This window comes from Pseudonocardia halophobica (assembly GCF_050948485.1).
In the GTDB taxonomy this organism is placed as follows: Bacteria; Actinomycetota; Actinomycetes; order Mycobacteriales; family Pseudonocardiaceae; genus Pseudonocardia; species Pseudonocardia halophobica.
The window spans coordinates 744,171-769,285 of sequence record NZ_CP192046.1 but is presented as its reverse complement, the minus strand read 5'-3'; the positions used below and the strand labels follow the sequence as shown (position 1 = coordinate 769,285).

The 25,115-nt window shown below is 73.8% G+C and carries 22 protein-coding genes; 12 read left to right on the top strand and 10 right to left on the bottom strand.

The features are described from left to right. Positions 1-59: 59 nt before the first annotated feature. From ACQP04_RS03735 to pdxH, 3 genes are all read right to left on the bottom strand, one after another. Positions 60-1,367 (bottom strand): citrate synthase, encoded by a 1,308-nt coding sequence (locus ACQP04_RS03735; RefSeq protein WP_433505673.1) that lies wholly within the window; start codon positions 1,365-1,367, stop codon positions 60-62. A 195-nt stretch (positions 1,368-1,562) separates the two neighbouring features. Next, positions 1,563-2,852 carry an MFS transporter gene (locus ACQP04_RS03730; protein ID WP_433508292.1) on the bottom strand — a complete coding sequence of 430 codons (1,290 nt, stop codon included), beginning with the start codon at positions 2,850-2,852 and terminating at the stop codon, positions 1,563-1,565. A 402-nt stretch (positions 2,853-3,254) separates the two neighbouring features. Next, positions 3,255-3,884: a pyridoxamine 5'-phosphate oxidase gene (pdxH, locus tag ACQP04_RS03725; RefSeq protein WP_433508291.1), complete on the bottom strand. Its 630-nt coding sequence runs from the start codon at positions 3,882-3,884 to the stop codon at positions 3,255-3,257. Between the two features lie 253 nt (positions 3,885-4,137). Here pdxH and ACQP04_RS03720 point away from each other — a divergent pair, with 253 nt between their 5' ends. After that, entirely contained in the window at positions 4,138-5,259 is a 1,122-nt protein-coding gene (locus ACQP04_RS03720) for a citrate synthase 2 (RefSeq protein ID WP_433505672.1), read from the top strand. 89 nt (positions 5,260-5,348) lie between these two features. On the opposite strand, the gene ACQP04_RS03715 is transcribed toward ACQP04_RS03720, so the two are convergent. Beyond that, the gene (locus ACQP04_RS03715; protein WP_433505671.1) at positions 5,349-6,632 is read right to left on the bottom strand and encodes an MFS transporter; all 1,284 of its coding nucleotides are present in this window, start codon (positions 6,630-6,632) and stop codon (positions 5,349-5,351) included. Between the two features lie 71 nt (positions 6,633-6,703). Between ACQP04_RS03715 and ACQP04_RS03710 the strand changes: the two genes are divergently transcribed. Then, complete coding sequence (locus ACQP04_RS03710) at positions 6,704-7,660, top strand: GlxA family transcriptional regulator (protein WP_433505670.1); 957 nt, start codon at positions 6,704-6,706, stop codon at positions 7,658-7,660. Positions 7,661-7,667: 7 nt separating this feature from the next. Here the strand turns inward: ACQP04_RS03710 and ACQP04_RS03705 are convergent, their stop codons facing one another. Further along, entirely contained in the window at positions 7,668-8,267 is a 600-nt protein-coding gene (locus ACQP04_RS03705) for an LLM class flavin-dependent oxidoreductase (RefSeq protein WP_433505669.1), read from the bottom strand. A gap of 219 nt (positions 8,268-8,486) precedes the next feature. Here ACQP04_RS03705 and serC point away from each other — a divergent pair, with 219 nt between their 5' ends. Both serC and sepH read left to right on the top strand, forming a co-directional pair. After that, on the top strand, positions 8,487-9,620 hold the full coding sequence (serC, locus tag ACQP04_RS03700; RefSeq protein WP_433505668.1) for a phosphoserine transaminase: 1,134 nt from the start codon (positions 8,487-8,489) through the stop codon (positions 9,618-9,620). A gap of 301 nt (positions 9,621-9,921) precedes the next feature. Further along, positions 9,922-11,514, top strand: a complete 1,593-nt coding sequence (sepH, locus tag ACQP04_RS03695) for a septation protein SepH (RefSeq protein WP_433505667.1) — start codon at positions 9,922-9,924, stop codon at positions 11,512-11,514. Positions 11,515-11,909: 395 nt separating this feature from the next. Here sepH and ACQP04_RS03690 read toward each other — a convergent pair whose 3' ends face one another. After that, on the bottom strand, positions 11,910-12,470 hold the full coding sequence (locus ACQP04_RS03690; RefSeq protein WP_197040853.1) for a DUF2537 domain-containing protein: 561 nt from the start codon (positions 12,468-12,470) through the stop codon (positions 11,910-11,912). A gap of 4 nt (positions 12,471-12,474) precedes the next feature. Beyond that, positions 12,475-13,287, bottom strand: a complete 813-nt coding sequence (locus tag ACQP04_RS03685) for a TrmH family RNA methyltransferase (RefSeq protein ID WP_433505666.1) — start codon at positions 13,285-13,287, stop codon at positions 12,475-12,477. A 135-nt stretch (positions 13,288-13,422) separates the two neighbouring features. Here ACQP04_RS03685 and ACQP04_RS03680 point away from each other — a divergent pair, with 135 nt between their 5' ends. The 6 genes from ACQP04_RS03680 (at position 13,423) to ACQP04_RS03655 (ending at position 20,298) form a co-directional block, all read left to right on the top strand. After that, positions 13,423-14,931 (top strand): glutamate--cysteine ligase, encoded by a 1,509-nt coding sequence (locus ACQP04_RS03680; RefSeq protein ID WP_433505665.1) that lies wholly within the window; start codon positions 13,423-13,425, stop codon positions 14,929-14,931. Positions 14,932-15,372: 441 nt separating this feature from the next. Further along, positions 15,373-16,305, top strand: a complete 933-nt coding sequence (locus tag ACQP04_RS03675) for a hypothetical protein (protein WP_433505664.1) — start codon at positions 15,373-15,375, stop codon at positions 16,303-16,305. Beyond that, complete coding sequence (locus tag ACQP04_RS03670) at positions 16,302-17,324, top strand: hypothetical protein (protein WP_433505663.1); 1,023 nt, start codon at positions 16,302-16,304, stop codon at positions 17,322-17,324. Before ACQP04_RS03675 ends, ACQP04_RS03670 begins: the two co-directional genes overlap by 4 nt. Beyond that, positions 17,293-18,177: a hypothetical protein gene (locus ACQP04_RS03665; RefSeq protein ID WP_433505662.1), complete on the top strand. Its 885-nt coding sequence runs from the start codon at positions 17,293-17,295 to the stop codon at positions 18,175-18,177. The genes ACQP04_RS03670 and ACQP04_RS03665 overlap by 32 nt, the downstream gene beginning before the upstream one ends. Positions 18,178-18,207: 30 nt before the next feature. After that, positions 18,208-19,155, top strand: coding sequence for a glycoside hydrolase family 16 protein (locus ACQP04_RS03660; protein WP_433505661.1), 948 nt, complete (start codon positions 18,208-18,210; stop codon positions 19,153-19,155). A 186-nt stretch (positions 19,156-19,341) separates the two neighbouring features. After that, positions 19,342-20,298, top strand: a complete 957-nt coding sequence (locus ACQP04_RS03655) for a DMT family transporter (protein ID WP_433505660.1) — start codon at positions 19,342-19,344, stop codon at positions 20,296-20,298. A 107-nt stretch (positions 20,299-20,405) separates the two neighbouring features. Here the strand turns inward: ACQP04_RS03655 and ACQP04_RS03650 are convergent, their stop codons facing one another. The 3 genes from ACQP04_RS03650 to ACQP04_RS03640 all read right to left on the bottom strand — a co-directional run bounded on the left by ACQP04_RS03650 (position 20,406) and on the right by ACQP04_RS03640 (position 23,970). Continuing rightward, on the bottom strand, positions 20,406-21,644 hold the full coding sequence (locus tag ACQP04_RS03650; protein WP_433505659.1) for an MFS transporter: 1,239 nt from the start codon (positions 21,642-21,644) through the stop codon (positions 20,406-20,408). A gap of 99 nt (positions 21,645-21,743) precedes the next feature. Next, complete coding sequence (locus ACQP04_RS03645) at positions 21,744-23,120, bottom strand: NCS2 family permease (RefSeq protein WP_433508290.1); 1,377 nt, start codon at positions 23,118-23,120, stop codon at positions 21,744-21,746. A 151-nt stretch (positions 23,121-23,271) separates the two neighbouring features. Next, positions 23,272-23,970, bottom strand: a complete 699-nt coding sequence (locus ACQP04_RS03640) for an MBL fold metallo-hydrolase (protein WP_433505658.1) — start codon at positions 23,968-23,970, stop codon at positions 23,272-23,274. Between the two features lie 89 nt (positions 23,971-24,059). Between ACQP04_RS03640 and ACQP04_RS03635 the strand changes: the two genes are divergently transcribed. Together ACQP04_RS03635 and ACQP04_RS03630 are read left to right on the top strand one after the other, a co-directional pair. Next, the gene (locus ACQP04_RS03635; protein WP_433505657.1) at positions 24,060-24,314 is read left to right on the top strand and encodes a DUF2530 domain-containing protein; all 255 of its coding nucleotides are present in this window, start codon (positions 24,060-24,062) and stop codon (positions 24,312-24,314) included. Positions 24,315-24,364: 50 nt separating this feature from the next. Then, on the top strand, positions 24,365-25,102 hold the full coding sequence (locus ACQP04_RS03630) for an SDR family NAD(P)-dependent oxidoreductase (RefSeq protein ID WP_433505656.1): 738 nt from the start codon (positions 24,365-24,367) through the stop codon (positions 25,100-25,102). Positions 25,103-25,115 lie beyond the last annotated feature (13 nt).

Genomic DNA, 25,115 nt, shown 5'->3' with positions numbered 1-25,115 from the left:
AACGGCACTCTCGTGCGGTAGGTCCGCACGAAAGTGCCGTTGGTGCAACCGGGCGCAGGTCAGCGGGCGGAGAGCTCCGTGTAGTCCCGCTCGGTGGCGCCGATGTAGAGCTGGCGCGGTCGGCCGATCTTGTTCTGCGGGTCGGACATCATCTCCCGCCAGTGCGCGATCCAGCCGGGGAGCCGGCCGAGCGCGAACAGGACCGTGAACATCTTGGTCGGGAAGCCCATGGCCCGGTAGATCACGCCGGTGTAGAAGTCGACGTTCGGGTACAGCTTGCGCTCGACGAAGTAGTCGTCGGCGAGGGCCTTCTCCTCGAGCTTCATCGCGATGTCGAGCAGCGGGTCGGTCACGCCGAGGGCCTTGAGCACCTCGTCGGCGTTCTGCTTGACGATCTTCGCGCGCGGGTCGTAGTTCTTGTAGACCCGGTGCCCGAAGCCCATCAGCTTCGCGCCCTTCTCCTTGTTCTTCACGCGCTCGACGAAGGCGTCGACGTTGCCGTCCTCGACCTCCTGGATGCGGGTGAGCATCTCGAGGACCGCCTGGTTCGCCCCACCGTGCAGCGGGCCGAACAGCGCGTTCACGCCGGCGGAGATCGACGCGAACAGGTTGGCCTGCGACGAGCCGACGAGCCGGACCGTGGACGTCGAACAGTTCTGCTCGTGGTCCGCGTGCAGGATCAGCAGCGTGTCGACGGCCTTGGCCATCACCGGGTCGACCTCGTACGGCTCGGCCGGGAACCCGAACGTCATGCGCAGGAAGTTCTCCACCAGGCCCAACGAGTTGTCCGGGTAGAGGAACGGCTGGCCGACGGACTTCTTGTAGGCGTAGGCCGCGATGGTGAAGACCTTGGCCATCAGGCGGACCGTGGACAGCTCGACGGCCTTCTCGTCGAACGGGTCCAGGCTGTCCTGGTAGAAGGTCGACAGCGCCGACACCGCCGAGGACAGCACCGGCATCGGGTGCGCGTCCCGCGGGAAGCCGTCGAAGAACCCCTTGAGGTCCTCGTGCAGCAGGGTGTGCCGGCTGATGTCGGTGGTGAACTGGTCGAGCTGGGCCTGGGTGGGCAGCTCGCCGTAGATGAGCAGGTAGCTCACCTCGAGGAAGGTCGACCGCTCCGCGAGCTGGTCGATCGGGTACCCGCGGTACCGGAGGATGCCCGCGTCCCCGTCGATGTAGGTGATCGCGGAGGCACAGGCGGCCGTGCTGGTGAAGCCGGGGTCGAACGTCGTCATCCCCGACTGCGCGAGGAGCTTGCTGACGTCGACTGCCGAAGCACCCTCCGTCGGCGCCTTGATCGCCATCTCGTGCTCGCCGCCCGGGTACCTGAGGACAGCGGTGTCTGTTCCGGCGGACTCGTCAGCCATGTGGAGGTTCCCTCTCACACTCGTTTCTTCTGCGTTGGGCGCCACGCTAGTGCGCCACCGCGCATCCGTACCGTTCGACGGATCCGCATCACGTCCCGAGGCGGTGAGGATCACTCCGCAGGACGGTACTTACGGCGTCCGTGTCCATGGTCGTCCTCCGAGCGCAGGACGGCATCCCCTGGCGTTCACCGGCGGTCACCGGTGGGCGTCGAGGGGGACGCGATAGTCCCAGAACTCGCGGAACCGGAACACCACCGCGACGGTCACGACGACGACCGCGACCCCGCCGATCCACGCGGCCGTGCCCGGCCCGACGGCCGCGGCCGCCGGTCCGTGCCACAGGTCCGCGAGCCGGGGCCCGCCGGCGACGACCACCGCGAACACGCCCTGCATCCGGCCGCGCATCTCGTCCGTGGCCACCGACTGCAGGATCGAGTTGCGGTACACCGAGCTGACCAGGTCGCCCGCTCCGGCCACGGCCAGCGCGATCACGGCGATCCACAGCGACGACGTGAGCCCGAACGCGGCGACGCCGAGGCCCCAGATGCAGATCGCGACGGTGACCGCCACGCCCTGCCGGGACACCCGCTTCAGCCACCCGGAGAACACCCCGCCCGCCACCATGCCGATGGGGATGGCCGCGAACAGCAGGCCCAGCGCGAGGCCGCCGCCCGGCGGGTCGCCGAACACGGTCTGGCTGATCTCGGGGAAGACCACGCGCGGCATGCCGAAGCCCATCGCGATGATGTCGACAAGGAACGAGACCAGAAGGATCTTGTGCAGAGCGGCGTAACGGAAGCCGTCGACGATCTGCCGCACGCCCGCCTTCGCCCGCTCCCCGGTGGCCTGCGGCGGCACCGCTGGCAGCCGGAAGGTGGCCCAGATCGTGGCCAGCAGGAAGATCGCGTCGAGAAGGTAGAGCGTGCCCAGCCCGACGACCGGGATCAGCACCCCGGCCAGCAGCGGCCCGACGATCGCGCCGAGCTGCATCACGGTCATGTTCAGCGCGTTCGCCGCCGGGAGCTGGGTCGCCGGCAGCAGGCGCGGGATGACGGCGGCCCGCGCCGGCTGGTTCATCGCGAGCATCGACGACTGCAGCGCGAACAGCACCAGCACGACCCAGACGTTGCCCACCCCGCTCGCCGCGACCACCCACAGGGCGAGCGAGGTGATCGCGATGCCGGTGCCGGTCAGCAGCAGCATCCGGCGGCGGTCCACGGCGTCGGCGATCGCGCCGCCCCACAGGCCGAAGACCACCAGCGGGACCAGGCCGAACGCGCCCGTCAGGCCGACGTAGGCCGACGAGTCCGTCATCGCGTAGATCTGCGTGGGCACGGCGACGACCGACATCTGCGCGCCGATCGTGGTGATGATGCCCGCCACCCACAGCCGCCGATAGGAGGGCGTCCGCAGCGGTGTGGTGTCGGCGAAGGTGTTGCGGGCCAACCCCGCCAGCCGCGTGCGAACGGTGCGGCCCTCGGGCAGCTGCGCCGTGGTCGCGTCGGGATCCACGGGGACGCGCCGGGTTGCGCCGTCGCTCCCACCCCGGACCTGCTGGGTCGGCGCGTCCGGGCCCGTGGTCAACCGCTGGGTGCTCGCCTCGGCCGGGCCGGGCGCCGGGACGGTGAGCGGATCCGCCCGCGGGTCGTGGGCGGGACGGGTGGGCGGCTCCGGCGCCGGAGCCGAGGGGTCGGCGCGCAACGGATCCGTGGGCTGGTCCGGGCCCGATCCCGGACGGGGGCGACTCACGATTCCACAGGTACCACGCCCGTCCGCCACCTCCGCCACCCCGCAAGGCGACGAAACCCGGCATCCGTGCTCGAACCGGACGGTGAGCCGCGCGTTCGCTCAGTAGGTGTGAGCGAGCGCGCCGCTGGCCCCCGTCGGCTACGGCGCCAGGCGGACGACCTTCCAGGTGCGCGAGTCGCGGTCGCCCACGAAGCGGAGCCGGTCGTGCATCCGGTTGGTGCGGCCCTGCCAGAACTCGACCTCGTCCGGCACGATCCGCCAGCCGCCCCAGTGCGGCGGGCGCGGGATCGCCTCGGTGTCGGCGAAGCGGCGCTCGGCGGCGGCCAGCGCGTCGTCGAGCACGCCCCGGTCGTTCACCACGGCGGACTGGGCCGACGCCCACGCGCCGAGCTGCGAGCCCCGGGGCCGGGTGGCCCAGTAGGCGTCGGCCTCGGCGTAGCTGGCCTGCTGGACCAGGCCGCGCACGTGCACCTGGCGGTGCAGCGCGTACCAGGGGAAGGTCGCCGACGCCTCGTGCGACTGGCGCAGGTCGCGGCTCTTCGCGGAGGTGAAGTTCGTGTAGAAGACGACGCCGCGCTCGTCCAGCCCCTTGCACAGCACGGTGCGCGACGACGGACGGCCGTCCGGGTCCGCCGTGGCCAGCACCATCGCGTTGGGCTCGGGGACGCCGGCCTCGCCGGCCTCGGCCAGCCAGCGCGCCAGCTGCTCGTGCCAGGTCGGGGCGAGCTGGTCGACGTCGAAACCTCCGGCGCCGTAGTCGACCCGCATGGCGGCGAGCGTCAGTTCGGTCAATGCGCACCTCCTCGTGGACCCCCGACGGTAGGTGGGCGCTCCGGCCCCCGACACCCTCCGTTCGGGTCCGGTGACCGATCACACCTGGCCGGTCCGTTGTGCTCCGGTGCTGGTCGGAGGCAGGGTGACGGCGAACACGCGTGCGGACCCGCGCGCGCAGCAGGGACACCGGCCGACGGCGCCACCCGGCGACGGCCGCCGGTGCGCACCGACACGTGAGGAGACCCCGGTGTCCGAAGTTCCCCCGCCCCCGCCCGGCTTCAAGTCCGGCCTGGAGGGGCACGTCGCCTTCCGGACCGAGATCGCCGAACCCGACAAGGACGGCGGCGCGCTGCGGTACCGGGGCGTCGACATCGAGGACCTGGTCGGCCAGGTCACCTTCGGCAACGTCTGGGCGCTGCTGGTCGACGGCCGGTTCGGGCCGGGCCTGCCGCCCGCCGAGCCGTTCCCGATCCCGGTCCACACCGGCGACGTCCGCGTCGACGTGCAGGCCGCGCTGGCCATGCTCGCCCCGCACTGGGGCTACCAGCCGCTGCTCGACACCTCGGTCGAGGAGGCCCGCGAGCAGCTCGCCCGGGCGTCGGTCATGGCGCTGTCCTACGTCGCCCAGTCCGCCCGCGGGATCGGCGTCCCGGCCGTGCCGCAGTCCCGCGTCGACCAGGCGAAGACGATCACCGAGCGGTTCATGGTCCGCTGGAAGGGCGACCCGGACCCCGCGCACGTCAGGGCGATCGACGCCTACTGGGTCTCCGCCGCCGAGCACGGCATGAACGCCTCCACCTTCACCGCCCGCGTCATCGCGTCCACCGGCGCGGACGTCGCGGCCTCGCTGTCCGGGGCGATCGGCGCCATGTCCGGCCCGCTGCACGGCGGCGCCCCGGCCCGCGTGCTGCCGATGATCGCCGAGGTCGAGAAGACCGGTGACCCGGAGGCGCTGGTCAAGGGGATCCTGGACCGCAAGGAGAAGCTCATGGGCTTCGGGCACCGGGTCTACCGGGCCGAGGACCCGCGGGCCCGCGTGCTGCGCCGGACCTGCCAGGAGCTGAACGCGCCGCGGTACGAGGTGGCCGCCGCGCTCGAGCAGGCCGCGCTGCGGATCCTGCGCGAGCGCCGTCCCGACCACCCGATCGAGACGAACGTCGAGTTCTGGGCCGCGGTGATCCTCGACTTCGCCCAGGTCCCGCCGCACATGATGCCGGCGATGTTCACCAGCGCCCGGACCGCGGGCTGGTCGGCGCACATCCTGGAGCAGAAGCGGGAGAACAAGCTGGTCCGCCCGTCGGCCCAGTACATCGGCCCGGGCCCGCGCAAGCCGCAGGACGTCGAGGGCTTCGACCTACTGGTCCACTGAGCCCCCTTCGCACGAACGGCACTTTCGTGCGGTAGGTCCGCACGAAAGTGCCGTTGGTGCGATCCCGTGGTCCGATCCCGGCCCGGCCGTCAGGCGGGAGTCGGGACGGGCGCCGGGGCGCGGAGGCGGCGGATCGCCAGGGAGGCGATCGCGGCCAGCACGCAGAGGATCGCGCCGCCGTACCAGGCGGCGTCGTAGCTGCCGAGGGCGTCCCGGACGAGCCCGGCGGCCAGGGCCGCGGCCGCCGCACCGAGCTGGTGGCTCGCGAAGACCCAGCCGAACACGATCGGCGCCGTCGAGCCGAACCACTCGCGGCACAGCGCCATCGTCGGCGGGACCGTCGCGACCCAGTCCAGGCCGTAGAAGATCACGAACGCGAAGATGCTGGCGTCGAGGTCGGCCCCGAACAGGGGCACGAGCAGCGCCAGCGACACGCCGCGCAGCACGTAGTAGGCGCCCAGCAGGATCCGCGGGTCGAAGCGGTCCGTGAGCCAGCCGGAGAGCACGGTCCCGGCCACGTCGAAGATCCCGACCAGCGCGAGCAGGCTCGCGGCCGTCGTCGCCGGCATGCCGTGGTCGTGGGCGGCGGGCACGAAATGCGTCTGGATCAGACCGTTCGTGGTGGCGCCGCAGACGAAGAACCCGGCCACGAGCAGCCAGAAGGTGCGCACCCGCGCGACCCGGACCAGCGTCCCGACGGCCAGTCGGGCGGCCCCGGACCGGATCGGCTCGACGACGTCGGCCTCGGTGCCGCCGTAGGGCAGCTCGCCGACGTCCGACGGGCGGTTGCGCAGGAGCAGCAGCACGACCGGCACCACGACCAGAGCCGCGGCCGCCACCGTGATCGACGCGGTGCGCCAGCCGGAGCTCTCCACGACGTGCGCGACCACCGGCAGGAAGATCAGCTGCCCGGTGGCGTTGGCCGCGGTGAGGATCCCCGTGACCAGGCCGCGGCGGGCCACGAACCAGCGCCCGACGACCGTCGCCACCAGGGCCATCGCCATCGAGCCCGTCCCCAGCCCGACGATCACGCCCCACAGCAGCACGAGCTGCCACGAGGCCGTCATGAACACGGTGAGGCCCGCGCCCACCGCGACCATCGCCAGCGCGACCGCCACCACCTGCCGCACCCCGAAGCGCTCCATCAGCGCCGCCGCGAAGGGGGCGGTGAGGCCGAACAGCGCGAGGTTCACCGACAGCGCCACCGAGATCTCCCCGATGGACCAGCCGAACTCGGCGTGCAGCGGCTCGACCATCACACCGGGCGTCGACCGGAAGCCGGCCGCGCCGATGATCGCCAGGAAGGTCGCCGCGGCCGCCCACCACGCGGGGTGGACGCGCCGGCGGCGCACGGGAGTGCTGAGTTCGCTCACGGAATGCAGCGTCGCCGATGCGCGACGCAGACGGAAGTGGCCGAACGGCCACTCTGTGAAAGAATCCGGCCATGCACCGCGTCGTGGTCCTGGCCATGCCGACCGTCATCGCGTTCGAGCTCGGACTGCCGCACAAGCTCCTGGGCGGTGCGGTCGGGCAGGGCGACCGGCCGCTGTACGACGTCCGGGTCACCACGCTCGACGGCGGGCCGGTCCGGACCTCGGCGGGTTACTCCGTGCTGCCCGAGCACGGGCCGGAGATCCTCGACGAGGCCGACACGCTCGTCGTCCCCGGGCACCTCGAGGGGACCTGGACGACCGACGGCACGGTCGACCCGCGGGTCGCGCGGGTGCTGCGCGGCGCGGACCGGGTGATGTCGATCTGCACCGGCGCCTTCGTGCTCGCGGCCGCGGGCCTGCTCGACGGCCGCCCCGCGACCACCCACTGGCGGTGGACGAACCGCTTCCGCCGGCTCTACCCGCAGGTCGCGCTGGACCCGGACGTCCTGTTCGTCGACGACGGCGACGTCCTCACCTCCGCGGGCAACGCCGCCGGGATCGACCTGTGCCTGCACGTCGTCCGGCGCGACCACGGGGCCGAGGTGGCGGCCACGGTGGCGCGCCGGGCCGTCGTCGCCCCGTGGCGGGAGGGCGGGCAGTCGCAGTTCGTCGAGGCGCCCGTGCCGGAGGTCTCCGGCGCGGGCACCGCCGCCGTGCGGGCCTGGGCGCTCGACCACCTCGACGCCCCCATCGGGCTCGACGAACTGGCCGAGCGGGCGGCGATGAGCGTGCGGACCTTCACCCGCCGGTTCCGCGCCGAGACCGGGGAGAGCCCCGGCCGATGGCTCACCACGCAGCGGGTGCACCGGGCGCGGCGGCTGCTGGAGACCACGGACCTGCCGGTCGAGCGGGTCGCCGAGCGCTGCGGGTTCGGCACCACGGTGTCGCTGCGCCAGCACCTGCACAGCGCGATCGGGATGTCGCCGCTGGCCTACCGGCGGATGTACCGGGCGCCGGCCGGGGCCTGAGCGGCGGTCAGGCGACCCCGACCATCTCGAGCGCGCGGACGGCCTCGGCGAACTCGGCGAGCTCGCGGCCGACGTCGGCACCCGTGGGGCGCAGCAGCAGGCCGGCCGGTCGCAGCCGCGCGACGACGCGGTGCAGGTCCGCACCCGGCGTCACCTCGACGACCGTGCGCAGGGCGGCCCCGCGCGGCGAGCGCACGCCGAACGCCAGCGGCAGGTACTCGGTCGCGCCCGGCCGACCCACCCACGCCGGGACGCCGTCCACGCCGTGCTCGCGGCGGAGCACCTCCCGGACCGCGGTCGCGTGCGCCTCCGGGTCGGCGGCGGTGCCGCCGGGCAGCCCGACGACCAGCTCGGCCCGGCCGCGGGCCCGCGCGGCCAGGTCGGCGAGGGCACCGGCGTCGGCCGCCGCGCGCCGCCAGTGCCCGCCGACCGCCAGGCCGATGCGGATCCGCGAGGTCCGCTCCGCGGCGACGGCGAGGGCCATCCCGGCGTCGGGGTAGCTGCGCGGCGCCTCGTGGCACCACGCGCGGGCGTAGCCGAGCTCCTCGGCCAGCGCGACCTGCTCGGGCGTCGCCACCCCGGCTGCGAGCGCGCAGTCGATCTCCATCTCGGTCCTCCGTCCCGTGTCCAGACCGGTATCTCGATCGATCAGGACGGAACGTTGCACTCTCGAGCGGGACACCGGGGTGATTCGCCCGGACGGCGGTGGCACTGCGCCGCCCCGGTGAAACCGGCTCACCCACGTGGCAGGAGCCACCCGGCCACCGTCCGTGCAGGGGCGGGCCCGCCACCCCATCCCCTTCCGTGGCTTGCGACACTGGGGTACGTGACCGCGTCGACCAGCACCGACCTGCAGATCCCCGCCGACCTCCTCCCGGGCGACGGGCGGTTCGGCTGCGGACCGTCCAAGGTCCGCCCCGAGCAGCTCCGGGCGCTCGCGGACGCCGCGGACGTGATGGGCACCTCCCACCGGCAGAAGCCGGTGAAGTCCCTGGTCGGGCGCGTGCGCGCCGGCCTGCGCGAGCTGTTCTCGCTGCCCGAGGGCTACGAGGTCGTGCTCGGCGACGGCGGCTCCACCGCCTTCTGGGACGCCGCCGCGTTCGGCCTGGTCCGGGAGCGGTCGCTGCACCTGACCTACGGCGAGTTCTCGTCGAAGTTCGCCGACACCACCAAGGGCGCGCCGTTCCTCGCCGACCCGGTGATCGTGTCCGCCGAGCCGGGCAGCGCGCCCGAGCCGACCGCCGACGCGTCGTGCGACGTCCTGGCCTGGGCCCACAACGAGACCTCCACCGGCGTCGCGGTGCCGGTGGTGCGGCCGGAGTCCTCGATCGACGGGCAACTCGTGGTGATCGACGCGACCTCGGGCGCCGGCGGCCTGCCCGTGGACATCACCCAGGCGGACGCCTACTACTTCGCCCCGCAGAAGGGCTTCGCCTCGGACGGCGGGCTCTGGATCGCGCTGCTCTCGCCCGCCGCGCTCGGCCGGGTCGCCGAGCTGGCCGCCGGCGACCGCTGGATCCCGCCGTTCCTGTCGCTGGCCACTGCCGTCGACAACTCGGTGAAGGACCAGACCTACAACACCCCGGCCGTCGCGACGCTGATCATGCTCGCGGACCAGATCGAGTGGATGCTCGGCCTCGGCGGACTCGACGCCTGCGTGGCCCGCACCAAGGACTCCTCGACCCGCCTCTACTCCTGGGCCGAGAAGACGGAGTACACCACGCCCTTCGTGACCGACCCGGCGCACCGGTCCCAGGTCGTCGGCACGGTCGACTTCGCCGACTCGGTCGACGCCGCGGCCGTCGCGAAGATCCTGCGCGCCAACGGGATCGTCGACACCGAGCCGTACCGCAAGCTGGGCCGCAACCAGCTGCGGATCGGCATGTTCCCGGCCGTCGAGCCCGCCGACGTCGCCGCGCTGACCGCCTGCATCGACTGGGTCGTCGAGCGCCTGGGCTGAGTGCCTACCGGTGTAGCCGAAACCCTTCCCCGAACGGCCGGGTCGCCTCGCGCGACCCGGCCGTTTCGCACAGGTGGGAGTGACGGAACGTAGTCACATCAGTAACATACGCCTCAGCTTTACCGATCTTGGCACGACGTGCGACGGTACGGAGTGTCCACCGGCGGGAGCGGTCGCCGGTGCGGACCAGAAGGCCACGTCGAGGGCCGGAAGGACCCACCGGCGCGCCTCACTCGTCGGACACGATTCGGCAACTACCGTCACCCGGACGGGGTCAGAGCGAGCGAGGAGGCCGGCGGATATGCGGTCGTTGCGGGTCGTCGGGATCACCGAGGACGGTTCGGTGGTCCTCGAGGACTCGGCGCGCCGCGAACGGTTCACCGTGCCCGCCGACGAGCAGCTCAGAGCCGCCGCCAGGGGGGACCTGACCCGGCTCGGACAGATCGCGATCGAGTTGGAGAGCCAGTTGCGACCACGCGAGATCCAAGCCCGGATCCGGGCCGGGGCGTCCGTGGAACAGGTCGCCTCGGCCGCCGGGGTGCCCGTCCAGAAGATCGAGCGCTTCGCCTATCCGGTCCTCCTCGAACGCACCCGGACGGCCGAGCTCGCGCAGGCCGCGCACCCCGTCCGGGACGACGGGCCGGACGTCCGGACCCTCGCCGAGACCGTCGCGCACACCTTCGGGCTGCGCGGGCAGGACCCGGGCGCGGACTGGGACAGCTGGAAGGGCGAGGACGGCAAGTGGGTCGTCGCCCTCGGCTGGCGGTCCGGTCGTTCGGACATGCGGGCGCACTGGGTGTTCCAGCCGGGCGCCCACGGCGGCACGGTGACCGCGCTCGACGACCACGCGCGCGACCTCGTCGAAGGCCGCCCGCAGCAGCCGCTGCGGCCCGTCGGCCCGGTGATCGACATGGCGCGGCCGGACGATGCCGCCGCGGAGGTGGCCGCCGAGGAGGTCGTGCCCGCCGCGGTGAACGGCGACGCCCGCCGGATCGCGCCGGAACAGCGGCGCGGGTCCCTGCCGGGCCGGCGGGAGCCGGTGCGCGGCGCTACGCGGACCGAGGTGCGGTCGGAACTGGCCGGGCCGCCGACGCATCCCGCGGCGCGCAGCACGGACACGCGGGCCACGGACACGCGGACGTCCGACGTCGGGCGGTCGGGGATCGACTCCTCGGCGGGTCGGGACGGGGCCGAGCGGGTGAACGGCCACGAGGCCCCGGGCCGGGAGGCTGCGTCCTCGGGTCCGGCCCCGGTTTCTGCGGCCTCGATCTCGGCCTCGGGCTCGGCTTCGGTGGGCGGTGGGTCGGAGCCGGTGGAGGCCGTGCAGGACGAGGCGCCCGCGGTCACCGAGGTTGCGACGCCGGAGGTGGAGAAGACGGAGGTCGACCGGCCCGCAGCCGTGTCGGAGGGGTCGGCTCCGCGCGACACCGAGCCGAAGGACGACACCGAGCCGAAGGACGACACCGAGCCGAAGGACGACACCGAGCCGAAGGACGACACCGAGCCGAAGGACGACACCGAGCCGAAGGACGACACCGAGCCGAAGGACGACACGGCGAAGAAGGACGGCCCGGCGAAGAAGGACGGCCCGGAGACCGCCGAGAGCGAGACCACCGACTCCACGATCGTCGAGTCGAAGGCCGGCGGGTCGAAGGACGCGGCTGCGGACGCCGGGTCGAAGGACGTGTCTGAGACAGCGGGGAAGGACGCCGGACGCAAGGACGCGGGCACGCCTGCACGGACGCAGGCCGAGAGCGCCGCGGCGCCGGCCGGAGACGCGCGACCCGCCGGCCGGGCCGAGGGCGACCAGCCCGCTCCCGCCAAGCGCACCAAGAAGGGCAAGCCGGTCATGCCGTCGTGGGACGAGGTGCTGCTGGGAGTCCGCGGCCGCTGAATCCGATCTGCCGCCGGCACACCTGCTGAGGCCCTCGCACACCCGGAAGCTCACCCACACACGTCGTCGACGGTGTGTGGGACGCCGCTACGGGTGTGCCGGGGGCTCGCGGACGCGAACAGTTGCAGCGACATCCTCCGAGCTGAGGTGTCCGCACCCGGTTGCGGCCGTCTCCGGCAGCACCTGCGCTGGACGGGCACACCCGATCTCGCGCCGCACACCCGGTCGACGACCTGTGCGACACCATTCGCAGGTGTGCGAGCGCACCACAAGGGGTGTGCCGCGCCGCGAGCGGATGTGCGAGCCCTCCCCGGCCGCCACCCACGAGCCGCCGCCCGAGGCAGCCGAACCCGACGAACCGCACCCGGCGGAGCGCCCCCGCCGACCGCTCCGATTCAGAGGAACTGGCCGAGCAACAGCACCACCCACGCCACCCCGAGCCCCACGGCGGTGCCGAGCCCGATCCAGCGCCAGAAGGGGAGCCGGCGGATCAGCCAGAGCGAGGGTGCGAGACCACCGACGACCAGCACGTTCGCCGGGATCCAGAGCAGCCCGAACGCCTCGCCGAAGGCCCGGCTGAGCGTGATGTCGCCGATCGCCGCGAGCACCGCGAAGAACGCCGCGACCACGAGTCCGGTCGCCCAGGGCGTCGGTTCCTCGGGGTGCGGCGGCACCAGGGGGATCGGTTCGGTGGTGCGGCCGTGCACCAGGTCGACGCCCCCGGTCAGCGGGTCGACGTACTCGACCGGCCGTCCCAGGACGTCGGACACCCGTCCGGCGAGCTGCCGCCCGCGCCGGCTGACGATGTCCTGCTGCTCGGGCCGCACCTCGATCCCGCGGATGCTCGCCGCGACCGCGCCCCACTGGCGGAGGTCGGCGGTGAGGTCCGGAGGCAGCACGGCATCGCCCGGCCGCTTCTCACCGAGCACCACCTGACCCCCCGCAGCGAGGTGCACAGGATCAGCCTACGGACGCCCCCACCGCATGGAAGGCCACCGCGGCAGCCGTTGCGACATTGAGAGAGTCGACGCCCGTCGCCATCGGGATCCGCACCCGGACGTCGGCCGTGGCCAGGGCCTCCGGCGTCAGGCCGGGCCCCTCGGCGCCCAGCAGCAACGCCACCCGCTCCCCCGCCAGACCGGCGGCCGAGATGGGCAGGGCGTCGGGCGCCGGTGTCAGGGCCGCGACCCGCATGCCGGCCCCGCGCAGCAGGTCCAGCGACTCCGGCCACGCACCGGGCAGGTGCGCGAACGGCACCCGCAGCACGTGGCCCATCGACACTCGCACCGAGCGCCGGTAGAGCGGGTCGGCGCAGCGCGGGCCGAGCAGGATCCCGTCCACGCCGAGGGCGGCGGCGTTGCGGAACAGCGAGCCGAGGTTCTCGTGGTCGTTGACGCCCTCGCACACGGCCAGGACGCGGGCGGTCCGGGCCAGCTCGCGGGCGTCGACGGGCGCGGCGCGGTCCGCGACTGCGAGCACCCCGCGGTTCAGGTGGAAGCCGACGGTGGTGGCCATGGTGTCCGCGTCCGTGGCGTAGGCGGGGACGTCGAGATCCGCGAGATCGGCGGTGAGCTCCTCGATCCGACGGGGTACCCCGAGCAGGGAGCGGACGGGATAGGGGGACTCGATCAGACGTCGGACGACGACCACGCCCTCGGCGATCACGAGCCCGCGGCCGCCGGGACGGTCGGGGCGGCGGTCGGCGGTGGTCAGGTCGCGGTAGTCGTCGAGCCGGGGGTCGGTGGGGTCGCCGATCGCGGTGATGATGGCCACGGCGACCGATCATCCCAGGTGGCCTGCCGTTCGTCGCACGAGGTCGCCCGGTCAGCCGGTACCGCCGCTTCCGGTGATGTGTCACGGTGGAGAGCCGCCGCGGGCGGACCGGCAGCTAGGAGGCATCGGGAGAGCATGGGCCAGGACGTCGACCGGACCCGGTTCAGTCGGCGGGAACGCCAGCGGTATCGAGCCAAGGTGCAGCGTTGCCTCGAGGCGTTGACGACGATGCTGCGGGAGCACCCGTTCGCCGAGGACGACCCGATGACCGGTATCGAGGTCGAGCTGAACCTGGTCGACGGCTCACTGAGCCCGTCCATGACCGGCAAGGACGTCCTCGAGGCCATCGGCGGCACCGAGTTCCAGACGGAGCTGGGCCGCTGGAACATCGAGCTGAACCTCCCGCCCCGCCCCCTCCCCGGTGACCAGTGGCGGCACCTCGAGCACGAGCTGCTCGACGAGCTCGCCGTCGCCCGGGCCAAGGCGCGGGACTGCAAGTCCCAGCTGGCGATGATCGGGATCCTGCCGACGCTCGAGCGTCAGCACCTCGTCGCCGAGTCGATCTCGGCCGACGACCGCTACGCCGTCCTCAACGACCAGATGCTCGCGGCGCGGGGCGAGCCGATCCACGTCGACATCTCGGGCGGCGACCCGGGCGGGCTGCACGCCGTCGCGCCGGAGCGGTTCACCGAGGACTTCGAGACGATCGTCCCGGAGGCGGCCTGCACGTCGATGCAGCTGCACCTGCAGGTCTCGCCGAGCTCGTTCCCCGCGTACTGGAACGCGGCGCAGTGCCTCGCGGGCGTCCAGCTCGGGCTGGGGGCGAACTCGCCGTTCCTGTTGGGCTCGCGGCTGTGGGCCGAGACCCGGATCCCGCTGTTCACGCAGGCCTGCGACGTCCGGACGGTCGAGCTGCGCAACCAGGGCGTCCGGCCCCGGGTGTGGTTCGGCGAGCGCTGGATCTCGTCGGTGCTCGACCTGTTCGCGGAGAACGCGCGGTACTTCCCGGGCATCGTCCCGTTCCCGGGCGACTCCGACCCGATGACCACGCTGCGCAACGGCGGAGTGCCGGACCTCGACGAGCTCAAACTCCACAACGGCACGATCTGGCGGTGGAACCGGCCGGTCTACGACGTCGCCGACGGCCAGCCGCACATCCGGCTGGAGAACCGCGTGCTGCCGGCCGGGCCGACCGCCGTCGACATGGTGGCCAACGCGCTGTTCTTCTACGGGCTGCTGCGGGTGCTCGTGGAGTCCGACCAGCCGCTGTGGCAGTCGATGTCCTTCGAGGCGGCCGAGGAGAACTTCACCACGGCCGCGCGGCACGGCATGGAGGCGCCGCTCTACTGGCCGGGGACCGGGTGGATCAAGCCCGACGAGCTCGCCCTCCGCAAGCTCCTCCCCCTCGCCCACGAGGGGCTGGCCCGGTGGGGCGTGAGCGCGGCGGTCCGCGACCGGTACCTGACGGTCATCGAGCGGCGGTGCGTCACCGGACGGACGGGCGCCACCTGGCAGCTCGACACGGTCGCCGCCCTCGAGGCCCGCGGCAGCAGTCGGCAGGGCGCGCTGACCGGGATGCTGGAGCGCTACCTCGAGGCCTCGGAGGCCAACGAGCCCGTGCACACCTGGCCCCTCCCCGCCTGACCGCCCGACCGCGACTCGCGGGCCCGGATGTCCCGACTCGCGGTGCTGGATCTCGCGACTCGCGGTGCTGGACCTCGCGACTCGCGGTGCTGGATCTCGCGCCTCGCGGTGCTGCACAGCCCGACTCGCGGGAGGCGACACCTCGACTCGCGCACCATGCCCGCGAGTCGGGAGCTTCGGCACCGCGAGTCGGGAGTTCTGGCACCGCGGGTCGGGAGCTTCGGCGCCCTGGTGAGGGTGGTCGTTCCCGATCGTGAACTCCTGATCCGTTCCGCCTCGCCGCGGCGCCCGCGTTCCTAGGGTTCCTCTCGTCCCACCGGCCGCCCGCGATCCGGGGGCCGCCGGTCCTCCGCTCGCTGCACCCGCGGCCCTCCGCGGGCGGGAGCGCCTGCCCACGAGAGGGAGCGATGTCCCAGTTCCGCATGCCCGGGAGGCGGTGACGTGGCCGCCTTCCGGATGTTCGGCCGCCCGGCCGGGGTGCCGCGGGAGATCGTCCCCGGGAGCGCGACGAGCCACGCCCGGCTCTCCCGGCGCGCGGAGGACCTCCTCGGTCCGCCACGGGATCGGGAGTCCGACGATTCCCCGACCGACCCGCACGGCTTTCCGCCGATCACGGCCGCCCCCGCGCCGGACGGGCACCGGGCCTGGCCCGACTCCGGCTCCGCCGCCGTCGCTGCGGCGTGGTCCGTCGCCCGGGCGGACCGGCAGCCGACGCCCGAACCGTTCCGCGACGAGCCGATCCGGCAGTGGGCCGACCCCACCGGGACCGCCCACTCGGCCGGGCCGCCGGACCCGCTCCCCTCTCCCGTCGAGTCCGCACCCGGATCCCCGGTCAGCCCGCCCACCGATCCCGTTCCCCACCCGGCGGAGGCGGCGGCGCTCGCCGCCGCCTTCGCCGCCGACTACCTCTCCTGGGACGAGGACGAACCCGACCGCCGTGCCCGCGTGCTCGGCGACTACCTGGCCGACCACAGGCCGGTGCACCTCGGCTGGTCCGGGCACGGGCGGCAGCGCGCCGACTTCGCCCTGCCCGGGCTCGTCCGGCCCGACGGCGAGGGCCGGGTGCTCGTCGACGTCCGGGTCCGCGTCACCCCCTACCGCCGGGTGCCGGGCGGCCGGCCAGGTCCCGCGGACGACCTCGACGACGGGCCCGCCGTCCCCGCCGCCGCACCCGCTCCGGCCGCGCGCGGCTGGCGCGGCCTGCCCGGCCGGTGGGTGCGGATCGGCGTGGCCGTGCGCGTGGAGGGCGACCGGCTGGTCGTCGACGCCGAGGAGGAGCTCGAAGAACCCGCCGACCGGCCCGTGACCGTCCCCGCCGACACCGCCGGTCTCGACACCGACCTCGACGACGACGCTCCCCTGGAGATCCGATGACCGGCTTCCGCCCACCGTCCGTCGCCGGCGTGTCCGGCGGCGTCGGCGCCACCACGCTCGCCCTCGCCCTGCACGGACAGGACTGCGGGACCGGCGCGGGCATCGAGGCCGACATCGTGGTCTGCCGCAGCAGCGCCGAGTCGCTGGACCGCGCGGTGCGGATCGCGGACCTCTTCGACCCGACGGCGGTGCCGCCGGTGCTCGCCGTGACCGTCGACGGCGCCGAGCGGCGGCACCCCGAGCGGCTCGACGAGCTCGGCCCGGGCTGGGCAGCAGTGGTGCTGGTGCCGCACGTCGGGCGCTGGCGTGGGATCGTCGACCCGTACCGCGAGGCCGCGGGCCTGCTCGGGACGCCGCGTGACCGGCTCCCGCGGGCGCTGCGGCCCTACCTCGACGCTGTCACACGGCTGGCGCGTGCCGTCGCGGACTCGGGCCGCCTCGGCCGCCCCGCCCCGACACCTCGACCGCCCACGACCCCGCCCGCTGCCGCACCCCGACGGAAGCCGACGCCTACGGCACCGCCGATCACGACGCCCCCGATCACGACCACCCTCTCGCACGAGCCGACGCCGGTCACGACGGCACCGCCGCCGGAGCCGCGGCACACCCCGGAGGCCGGCTTCACCTCCTACCGCGCCTTCGTCCCGGTCGGCGCCGACGGCCCCCTCACCTCGGTCGCCGTCCCCCGCCCTCACCGGGAGCCGGTGGCGGCCGTGAACGCGGCTCGGGCCCTCACCGACACCCCGAGCACCACCACACCCGCCCGGACCAGCGGGTTCGATTCCACCCCGCACGTCGTCACAAGCGAGTCGTCCGGGCCGGCCCCGGCCAACGTGCTCGATCCCACCCCGCACCACCCGACGACCCCGTCGCCGACGACGACTCCCGTTCCTCCGGCTCCGATCACGACCACCCACTCGACACCGAGGCCGGCCCTCACCCATCCCGACCTCCGCCCCGTGCGCGGGATCCGGATCCTCGACGTCGGTGATCCGCTCGACGTCGGCGGGCGGGCGTGACCCCGTGCTCCGCCTCCTGCTCACCGCGGCGCTCGCCGCGGCCCTCGCAGTGCCGGGCACCCCGGGGGACGCCGAAGCAGAGCCAGTCGAGCCGGGCGAGGTCCGCGTGATCCCCGCCCCCACCCGCGCGCCGCTCCTCGAGCGCATGACCGCCGAGCAATGCCCCGAGCTCGCGCCCAGCCGGGCCGGTGTCGTCAGGCGGGTGGCCGCCCGGTCCGCGGACGAGCCCGCCCCGGTCACCGAGCTGCGGCGCGCCTGCTCGGCCCTGCGCACCGGCGTCGCGACGCTGCTCCGGCACCCCGCCCCGGCCGGAAGCTGCGCGGCCGCCTGCCCGGACGCCCTGCGCGAGGCCATCTCCGGTGCCAGGGAGCGGGCCGCACCGACCGCACAGCCCGGCGCGTGGACCGGCGGCAGGACCGCGTGCACCCCACCCGACCCGACCGGCGGCGACGGGTGCGTCACGGGCGCGACCCGCCACGGCGTCGCGGCGGTGGCCGCGGCGTTCGGGCCGCTCGGCGGGGGCACCGTGATCCGCTCGGCCGGCTGCTGGGACGCCCACGCCTGGAACCCGCGCAGCGACCACCCTCAGGGCCGCGCCTGCGACTTCTTCCCCGGCACCGCCGGCGCCTCCCCCGACGCCGACGCCCTCGCCGCGGGCTGGGCGGTCGCGAACTACCTGCGCGAGCACGCCGGGCCGCTCGCCGTCGCGTACCTGATCTGGCAGGGCCGCTACTGGGACCCCTCGGTCACCGACGACGGCGGCTGGGGCCGGCCGTACACGAGCAGCGTCTACGACACGAGCGACGTCACCGGCGGCCACTTCGACCACGTCCACGTCAGCTTCGCCCAGTGAGCACCCGTGAACCCGAGGACGAGTGACGCCGTGCCACCCACCGACCTGACCGCGCACCTCGCCCGCCTGCTCGCCACCGGGGTGGCCGCGCTCCTCGGCTTCGTCGGTCCGGGCGCGACCGCCTCGCCGGCCGACGTCCCGGTGGTCCGGACCGCCGCCGAACGCGCGGACAGCGGGGGCGAGCGGGTCCGGCGCATCCCGGCCCCGCCCCGGCGTCCGGCCACCTCCGTGCGGACCGAGCGGGAGACGCGCGACCGGACGGGCGACCTCACCCGCCGAACCGGGAGCACGGGCGATCTCACCCGCCGAACCACGGGCACGGGCGGACCGACCCGCACCGCCGAAGGCCGCACCGCCGCCGCGACCCTCGGCTGGGGCACCCCGAGCCGCGAGGACGACTTCACCGGCGGCCTCGACGGCTGGGGCCTCTACGACGGCGAGGGCCACGGCGGCAACGGCCGCCGCTCCCCCGACGCCTTCTCGACCCAGGGCGGCGTCCTCGTGGTCACCGGCTCACCGGACGGCACCACCGGCGGCATGGCCTGGAACCCCGGCCAGAAGTACGGCCGCTGGGAGGGCCGCGTCCGGGCCCCGGAGAGCGACCCCAGCTACCACGCCCTGCTCCTCCTGTGGCCCGACGCCGAGGACTGGCCGTCGGGCGGCGAGGTGGACTTCATGGAGATGTCCGACCCCGATCGGCAGAACACCGACATGTTCCTGCACTACGGCTCCGACAACTCCCAGCTGCACGGCAGCGTGGAGATCGACGCCACGGAGTGGCACAACTGGGCGGTGGAGTGGACGCCGGACCACATCGCGGCCTTCGTCGACGGCGAGCAGTGGTGGCGCACCGAGGACACCGGCACGCTCCCGCCGGGACCGATGCACCTGACGGTCCAGCTGGACTGGTTCCCGCACGGAGGCGACGTCCGCGAGTCCCGGATGGAGGTCGACTGGGTCCGCCAGTACGACCTGTGAGGTCGTGGGACCCCGGACGCGAGTAGGCCCCGGCCGATCCGGCCGGGGCCCACTCGTTTCCCGAACTGACGCGCCGCTCCCACCACGAAGCGACGTGGCTGAAGTTAGCCTACCCTTTGCTGCCTCCGCAACCCCCTGACGGAAATCCGCGCGAGATCGCCCGGGACGAGGGCATAGCGTCGAGCCGTGCACGAGCCCGCCCAGGACGTCCCGGCGACCGGATCCGGCCTTCCCGCCACCGAACCGGCGGCCACCGCCGCAGCACCGACGACCAGCGCGGCGGGACGTCGTCGGGGCGCCCTGGCCGCGGTCTGCGTGACCGTGCTGGCCTGGGCGAGCGCGTTCGTCGGGATCCGGTTCGTCGGCCGCGCCTACGACCCCGGCGCGCTCGCGCTCGGCCGCCTCGCCGTCGGCACGCTCGCCCTCGGGGGCCTGCTCCTGCTCCGGGGTCGCTGGGTCCGCCCGACGGGCCGCGAGTGGGCCCTGCTGGTGCTCTGCGGCGTGGCCTGGTTCGCCGTCTACAACGTGGCCCTCAACGCCGCGGAACAGCGCGTCGACGCCGGCACCACGGCGATGCTGGTCAACATCGGCCCGATCCTCATCGCCCTGTTCGCGGGCGTGCTGCTGCACGAGGGCTTCCCGCGCTGGCTGCTGATCGGGGCCGGGGTGGCGTTCGCCGGGGCGGTGGTGATCGGCGCGTCGACGGCCGGCGGCGACGGCTCGGACCTGCTCGGCATCCTGCTGTGCGTGGTCGCCGCGGTGACCTACGCGATCGGGGTGCTGGCGCAGAAGCCGGTGCTCCGCCGGTTGCCCGCTCTGCAGGTGACGTTCGTGGCCTGCGCGATCGGGACCGTCGGCTGCCTGCCCTTCGTCGGCGCCCTCGGCCGCGACCTGACCGCGGCCCCCTGGAGCGCCACAGCCGGGCTCGTGTACCTCGGGCTCGTCCCCACCGCGCTGGCCTTCAGCACCTGGGCCTATGCCCTGGCGCGGATGGACGCCGGCCGCCTCGGTGTGACCACCTACCTCGTCCCGCCGATCACGGTCGCGCTGTCGGCGCTCCTGCTCGGCGAGGCCCCGCCCGCGCTGGCCCTGCTCGGCGGCGCGCTCTGCCTCGCCGGCGTCGGGCTCACCCGGCGCCGGTAGGACGGGCCCGAGAAACGAACCAGGCCCCCCGGCCGGAGCCGGAGGGCCTGGTCCTTCCCGAACTGACGCGCCGCTCCCACCACGAAGCGACGAGATGAAGGTTAGCCTTACCTTGCTTCGGCGGTCAACCCCTTGATCCGGCCGAGTCCCGGAAACCCGGAGCGGCGGGCCAGGACGAGCCCGACGGCCACCACCGACAGTACGGTCACGACCCCTCCGACGACCAGCGGCGCACGGCCGCCGAAGTGCTCGGCCAGCAGGCCCAGCAGCGGACCGCCCAACGGCGTCCCGCCCAGCAGGAGCAGCATGTAGAGCCCCATCACGCGGCCGCGCATCGTGGGGTCGACCGAGAGCTGCACGGACGAGTTCGCCGCCGTCGTGAAGATCAGCGCCGCGAACCCGACGGGCACGAGCGCGAGCCCCGCCGCCAGGTACGTCGGCATCAGGCCGGCGACCACGAGCAGCGCGCCGAACACCAGCCCCGCACCCGCGACCAGCCGCAGCCGCGGCTTGCGGGTGCGCCGGGCGGCCGCGGTGGTGCCGAGCACGGACCCGACGGCCAGCAGCGTGGTGAGCAGGCCGTAGCCCTCGGCGTCGCGGCCGAAGACGTTGCGGGCCAGCAGCGCGAGCGTCATGAAAAAGTTGATGCCGAAGGTCGAGACCAGGAAGACCAGCACCATCACGGCCATGAGGTCGGCCCGACCGCGCACGTAGGCCAGGCCGTCGCGGAGCTGGTGCGGCGCCCGCGGCACCCGCTCGGTGCGGTAGAGCTTCTCCGGCCGCATCAGCAGCAGGCCCGTGATCACCGCGACGAAGCTGACGGCGTTGATCAGGAAGACCCACCCCGTCCCGGCCGCGACGATCAGCACGCCGGCCACCGCGGGCCCAACGATCCGGGCGAGGTTGAAGCACAGCGAGTTGAGCGCGACGGCGTTGACCACCTGGCCCGGGCCGACCATCTCGGAGACGAAGGACTGCCGCATCGGGGCGTCGAGCGCGGAGAAGCACCCGAGCAGCAGGCACAGCAGGTAGACCTGCCAGAGTGCGACGACGCCGGTGAGCACGACCGTGCCGAGCACCACCGCGCACAGCCCCATCGCCAGCTGGATCCCGACCAGCACGAGCCGCTTGTCGACCCGGTCGGCCAGCACCCCGCCCCACAGCGAGAGCACGAGCGTGGGCGCGAACTGCAGGGCCGCGGCGATCCCGAGCGCCGTGGCGCTGCCGTGGGTGAGGTCGAGGACCAGCCAGTCCTGCGCGATCCGCTGCATCCAGGTGCCGACGTTGGACACCACCTGGCCCGAGATGAAGAGCCGGTAGTTGGGCACGCGCAGCGAGGCGAACATGCCGCCCGGCGGTGAGTGCGCCGAATCGGAACCTCTATCGGAACCTGCGGGGACCGGGGTTTCGGCGACAGCACTCACGATGTAGTTAGTTTACTACAACTACCCGAAGAGTTCACGCAGCGGGCCGACGGCGAAGTAGCCCACGAACGCCACGGCGACGACCCACATCAGCGGGTGCACCTGGCGCGCCTTGCCCGTGGCCGCGGACAGCACGACGTAACTGATGAAGCCGGCCCCGATGCCGTTGGCGATCGAGTACGTGAACGGCATGATCACGATCGTCAGGAAGGCCGGCAGGGCAGTGCGCAGCTCCGTCAGCTCGATGCCCGCGACCTGCCGGAACATCAGCGCCCCGACGATCACGAGCGCCGGGGCCGCCGCCTCCACCGGCACGATCGCGTAGAGCGGGGTGAAGAACATCGCCGCGAGGAACAGCACGCCGGTGAGGACGTTGGCCAGCCCGGTGCGCGCGCCCTCGGCGATACCGGAGGCCGACTCCACGAACACCGTGTTCGACGACGACGAGCCGACGCCGCCGGCCACCGCGCCGGCGCCCTCGACCACCAGGGCCCGGCCGATGTTCGGCAGCTGCCCGTCCTTGTCGGTCAGCCCGGCCTGCTGGCCGAGACCGGTCATGGTGCCCATGGCGTCGAAGAAGTTGGCCAGGACCAGCGTGAAGACCAGCAGGAGGACGGTCAGCACGTCGAGCCGCCCGAAGGCGCCGAAGGAGAAGTTCCCGACCAGCGAGAGATCGGGCCAGCCGACCACGCTGTCCGGGATCGCCGGGACCGACAGGGACCAGCCCTTGGGGTTGGTCGCCGACGACCCGACGTGTGCGATCGCCTCCACGATGATCGCGATGATCGTCGTGACGACGACGCCGATCAGCAGGCCCGCCCGCACGCCGCGCACCACCAGCACGCCCGTGATCAGCAGGCCGAGCACGAACACGAAGGTCGGCCAGGAGGCGATCGAGCCGTTGATGCCCAGGCCGACCGGCACCGTCGTGTTCGCGGCGTCGGGCAGCCGGCGGACGAAGCCCGCGTCGACCAGCCCGATCAGCGCGATGAAGGCGCCGATGCCGACGGCGATGGCGGACTTGAGCGCGGCCGGCACGGCGTTGAACACCGCGGTCCGGAAGCCGGTGACGGCGAGGACCACGATGACGACGCCGTCGAGCACGACCAGGCCCATCGCCTCGGGCCAGGTCATCAGCGGCGCGATCGTGACCGCGAGCAGGGTGTTGATGCCGAGCCCGGTCGCGATCGCGAAGGGCAGGTTCGCGACGAGTCCGAACAGGATCGTCATGACGCCGGCGACGAGCGCTGTCACGGCCGCCACCTGCCCGATCGGCAGGATGTTCCCGAGCGCGTCGGCCTTCGCGCTCGGGTCACCGGGCGCCACGCTGCCGAGGATCAGCGGGTTCAGCACGATGATGTAGGACATCGTCACGAACGTGACGAGGCCGCCGCGCATCTCGCGGGACAACGTCGTCCTGCGTTCCGTGAGCTTGAACAGACGCTCGAGCACGGCGCACACGGTAAGCGCCCGCACCGCGGTCCGCTCAGCCTGTCGGCCCTCCGGACACCGTTCGTGGTGCGCGCCGGTGAGCAGCGGGAACCGGCCGTCAGCCGAGCGGGTCCGGCACCTCCGCCGCGAGGGCCGCCGCACGGAGGACCGACCCGGCGACCGGGCGCCCGTGCCCGAAGCAGGCCAGCTCGACGTCGATCCCGCCGAACCGGCGGAAGGACCGGCGGGCGAGCCCGCGGTCGACGTTGAAGGGCCCGAGGATCACCCCGCCCTCGTGCTCGGCGGCGAGGTCCCCGGTGAAGACGACGCCGGCGTCGTCGAGCACGAGCGCGAGGCTCCCCGCGGTGTGTCCCGGCGTGGCCAGCACCCGCGCGCCGCAGGCCAGCAGTTCGCCGTCGGCGAGCTCGTGGTCCACCCGCGCCGGTGGCGCGTCGGGCAGGTCCCCGGCGACCTGCCGGTGCAGGACGTCCTCGGCCGGTGTGAGGACGGGCGGCGGCCCGGGCCGCTCGCCGCGGACGACCGGGGCGTCGGCGGCGTGCACGAGGATCCGGGTGTTCGGCCAGGTCGCGACCTCGGCGGCGGAGCCTGCATGGTCGGCGTGCCAGTGCGTGAGGACGACGTCCGAGACCGCCTCCGGCCCCAGATCCCAGTCCCGCAGCGCCGCCGCGACGACCGGCGCGCTGCCGACGGGGCCGGTGTCGACGAGCAGCACCTCGTGGCCCCGGCGGTGGAGGTAGGCCTGGCCGGGTGTGCCCACGAGCATCCGCAGGTCCGGCCGCAGATCGACGACGTCCATGCCGCCGAGCCTGGCAGCGCGGACCGCCGCCCGGGCCCGTGTTCACGGAGGGCGGTGTTCGCGCCGGGCGGACACTCTAGGCTCGGCCCGTGGTCGACCCGCCGCCGCTGCCCCGCAGCACCACCGACGTCACGCTGGTCACGGCGATCGGGACGCTGGTCTGGATGCTCGGCGCCGTGGGCCTGTTCGTCGCCCACCTCGTGGCCGGGCGGCCGCTCGACATCTGGTTCACCACGTGCGTCACCGGTGCGGCGCTCGGCGCCATCGGGTTCGGCATCTTCCGCTGGCAGCGGGCCGCGGCGCGGCGCGGGTCCCGGCTCGCCCAGCGCGGGCTCGACGACTGACCCGCTCGGTCACGCGGCTCCGGGCCGCCGCGGCGAACTAGGCTCGCGGCATGACCGACCGTCCCACCGCCGTCGTCACCGGGGCCAGCTCCGGCATCGGTGCCGCCACCGCCCGCGCCCTCGCCGGGGCGGGCTTCCACGTCGTGCTCGGCGCCCGCCGCGTCGACCGGCTCGAGGAGATCGCGAAGGAGATCGACGGGACGGCGCTGCGGCTCGACGTCACCGACAAGGAGTCGGCCGCCGCCTTCGTCGAGGCGGTCCCGGGGTGCCGGCTGCTGGTCAACAACGCCGGTGGCGCCAAGGGACTCGAGCCCGTCGCGGAGGCCGACGAGGACGACTGGCGCTGGATGTTCGAGGCCAACGTGATCGGCACCCTGCGGCTCACCCAGGGCCTGCTGCCGAAGCTGCGCGCCTCCGGCGACGGGCACATCATCACCGTCACCTCGATCGCGGCCCTCGCCCCGTACGACAACGGCGCCGGGTACACCGGCGCCAAGCACGCCCAGGCGATGCTGCACCGCACGCTGCGCGGCGAGCTGCTCGGCCAGCCGATCCGGCTCACCGAGATCTGCCCCGGGATGGTGGAGACCGAGTTCTCCCTGGTCCGCTTCGAGGGCGACCAGGAGAAGGCGGACAATGTCTACCGCGGCCTGACCCCGCTCACGGCCGCGGACGTGGCCGACGTGATCGCCTTCGCGGCGACCCGGCCGAGCCACGTGAACCTGGACCAGATCACGCTCATGCCGCGGGCCCAGGCCAGCGCGACCCGGGCCCACCGCGAGGGCTGATCGCCCGGGCCGG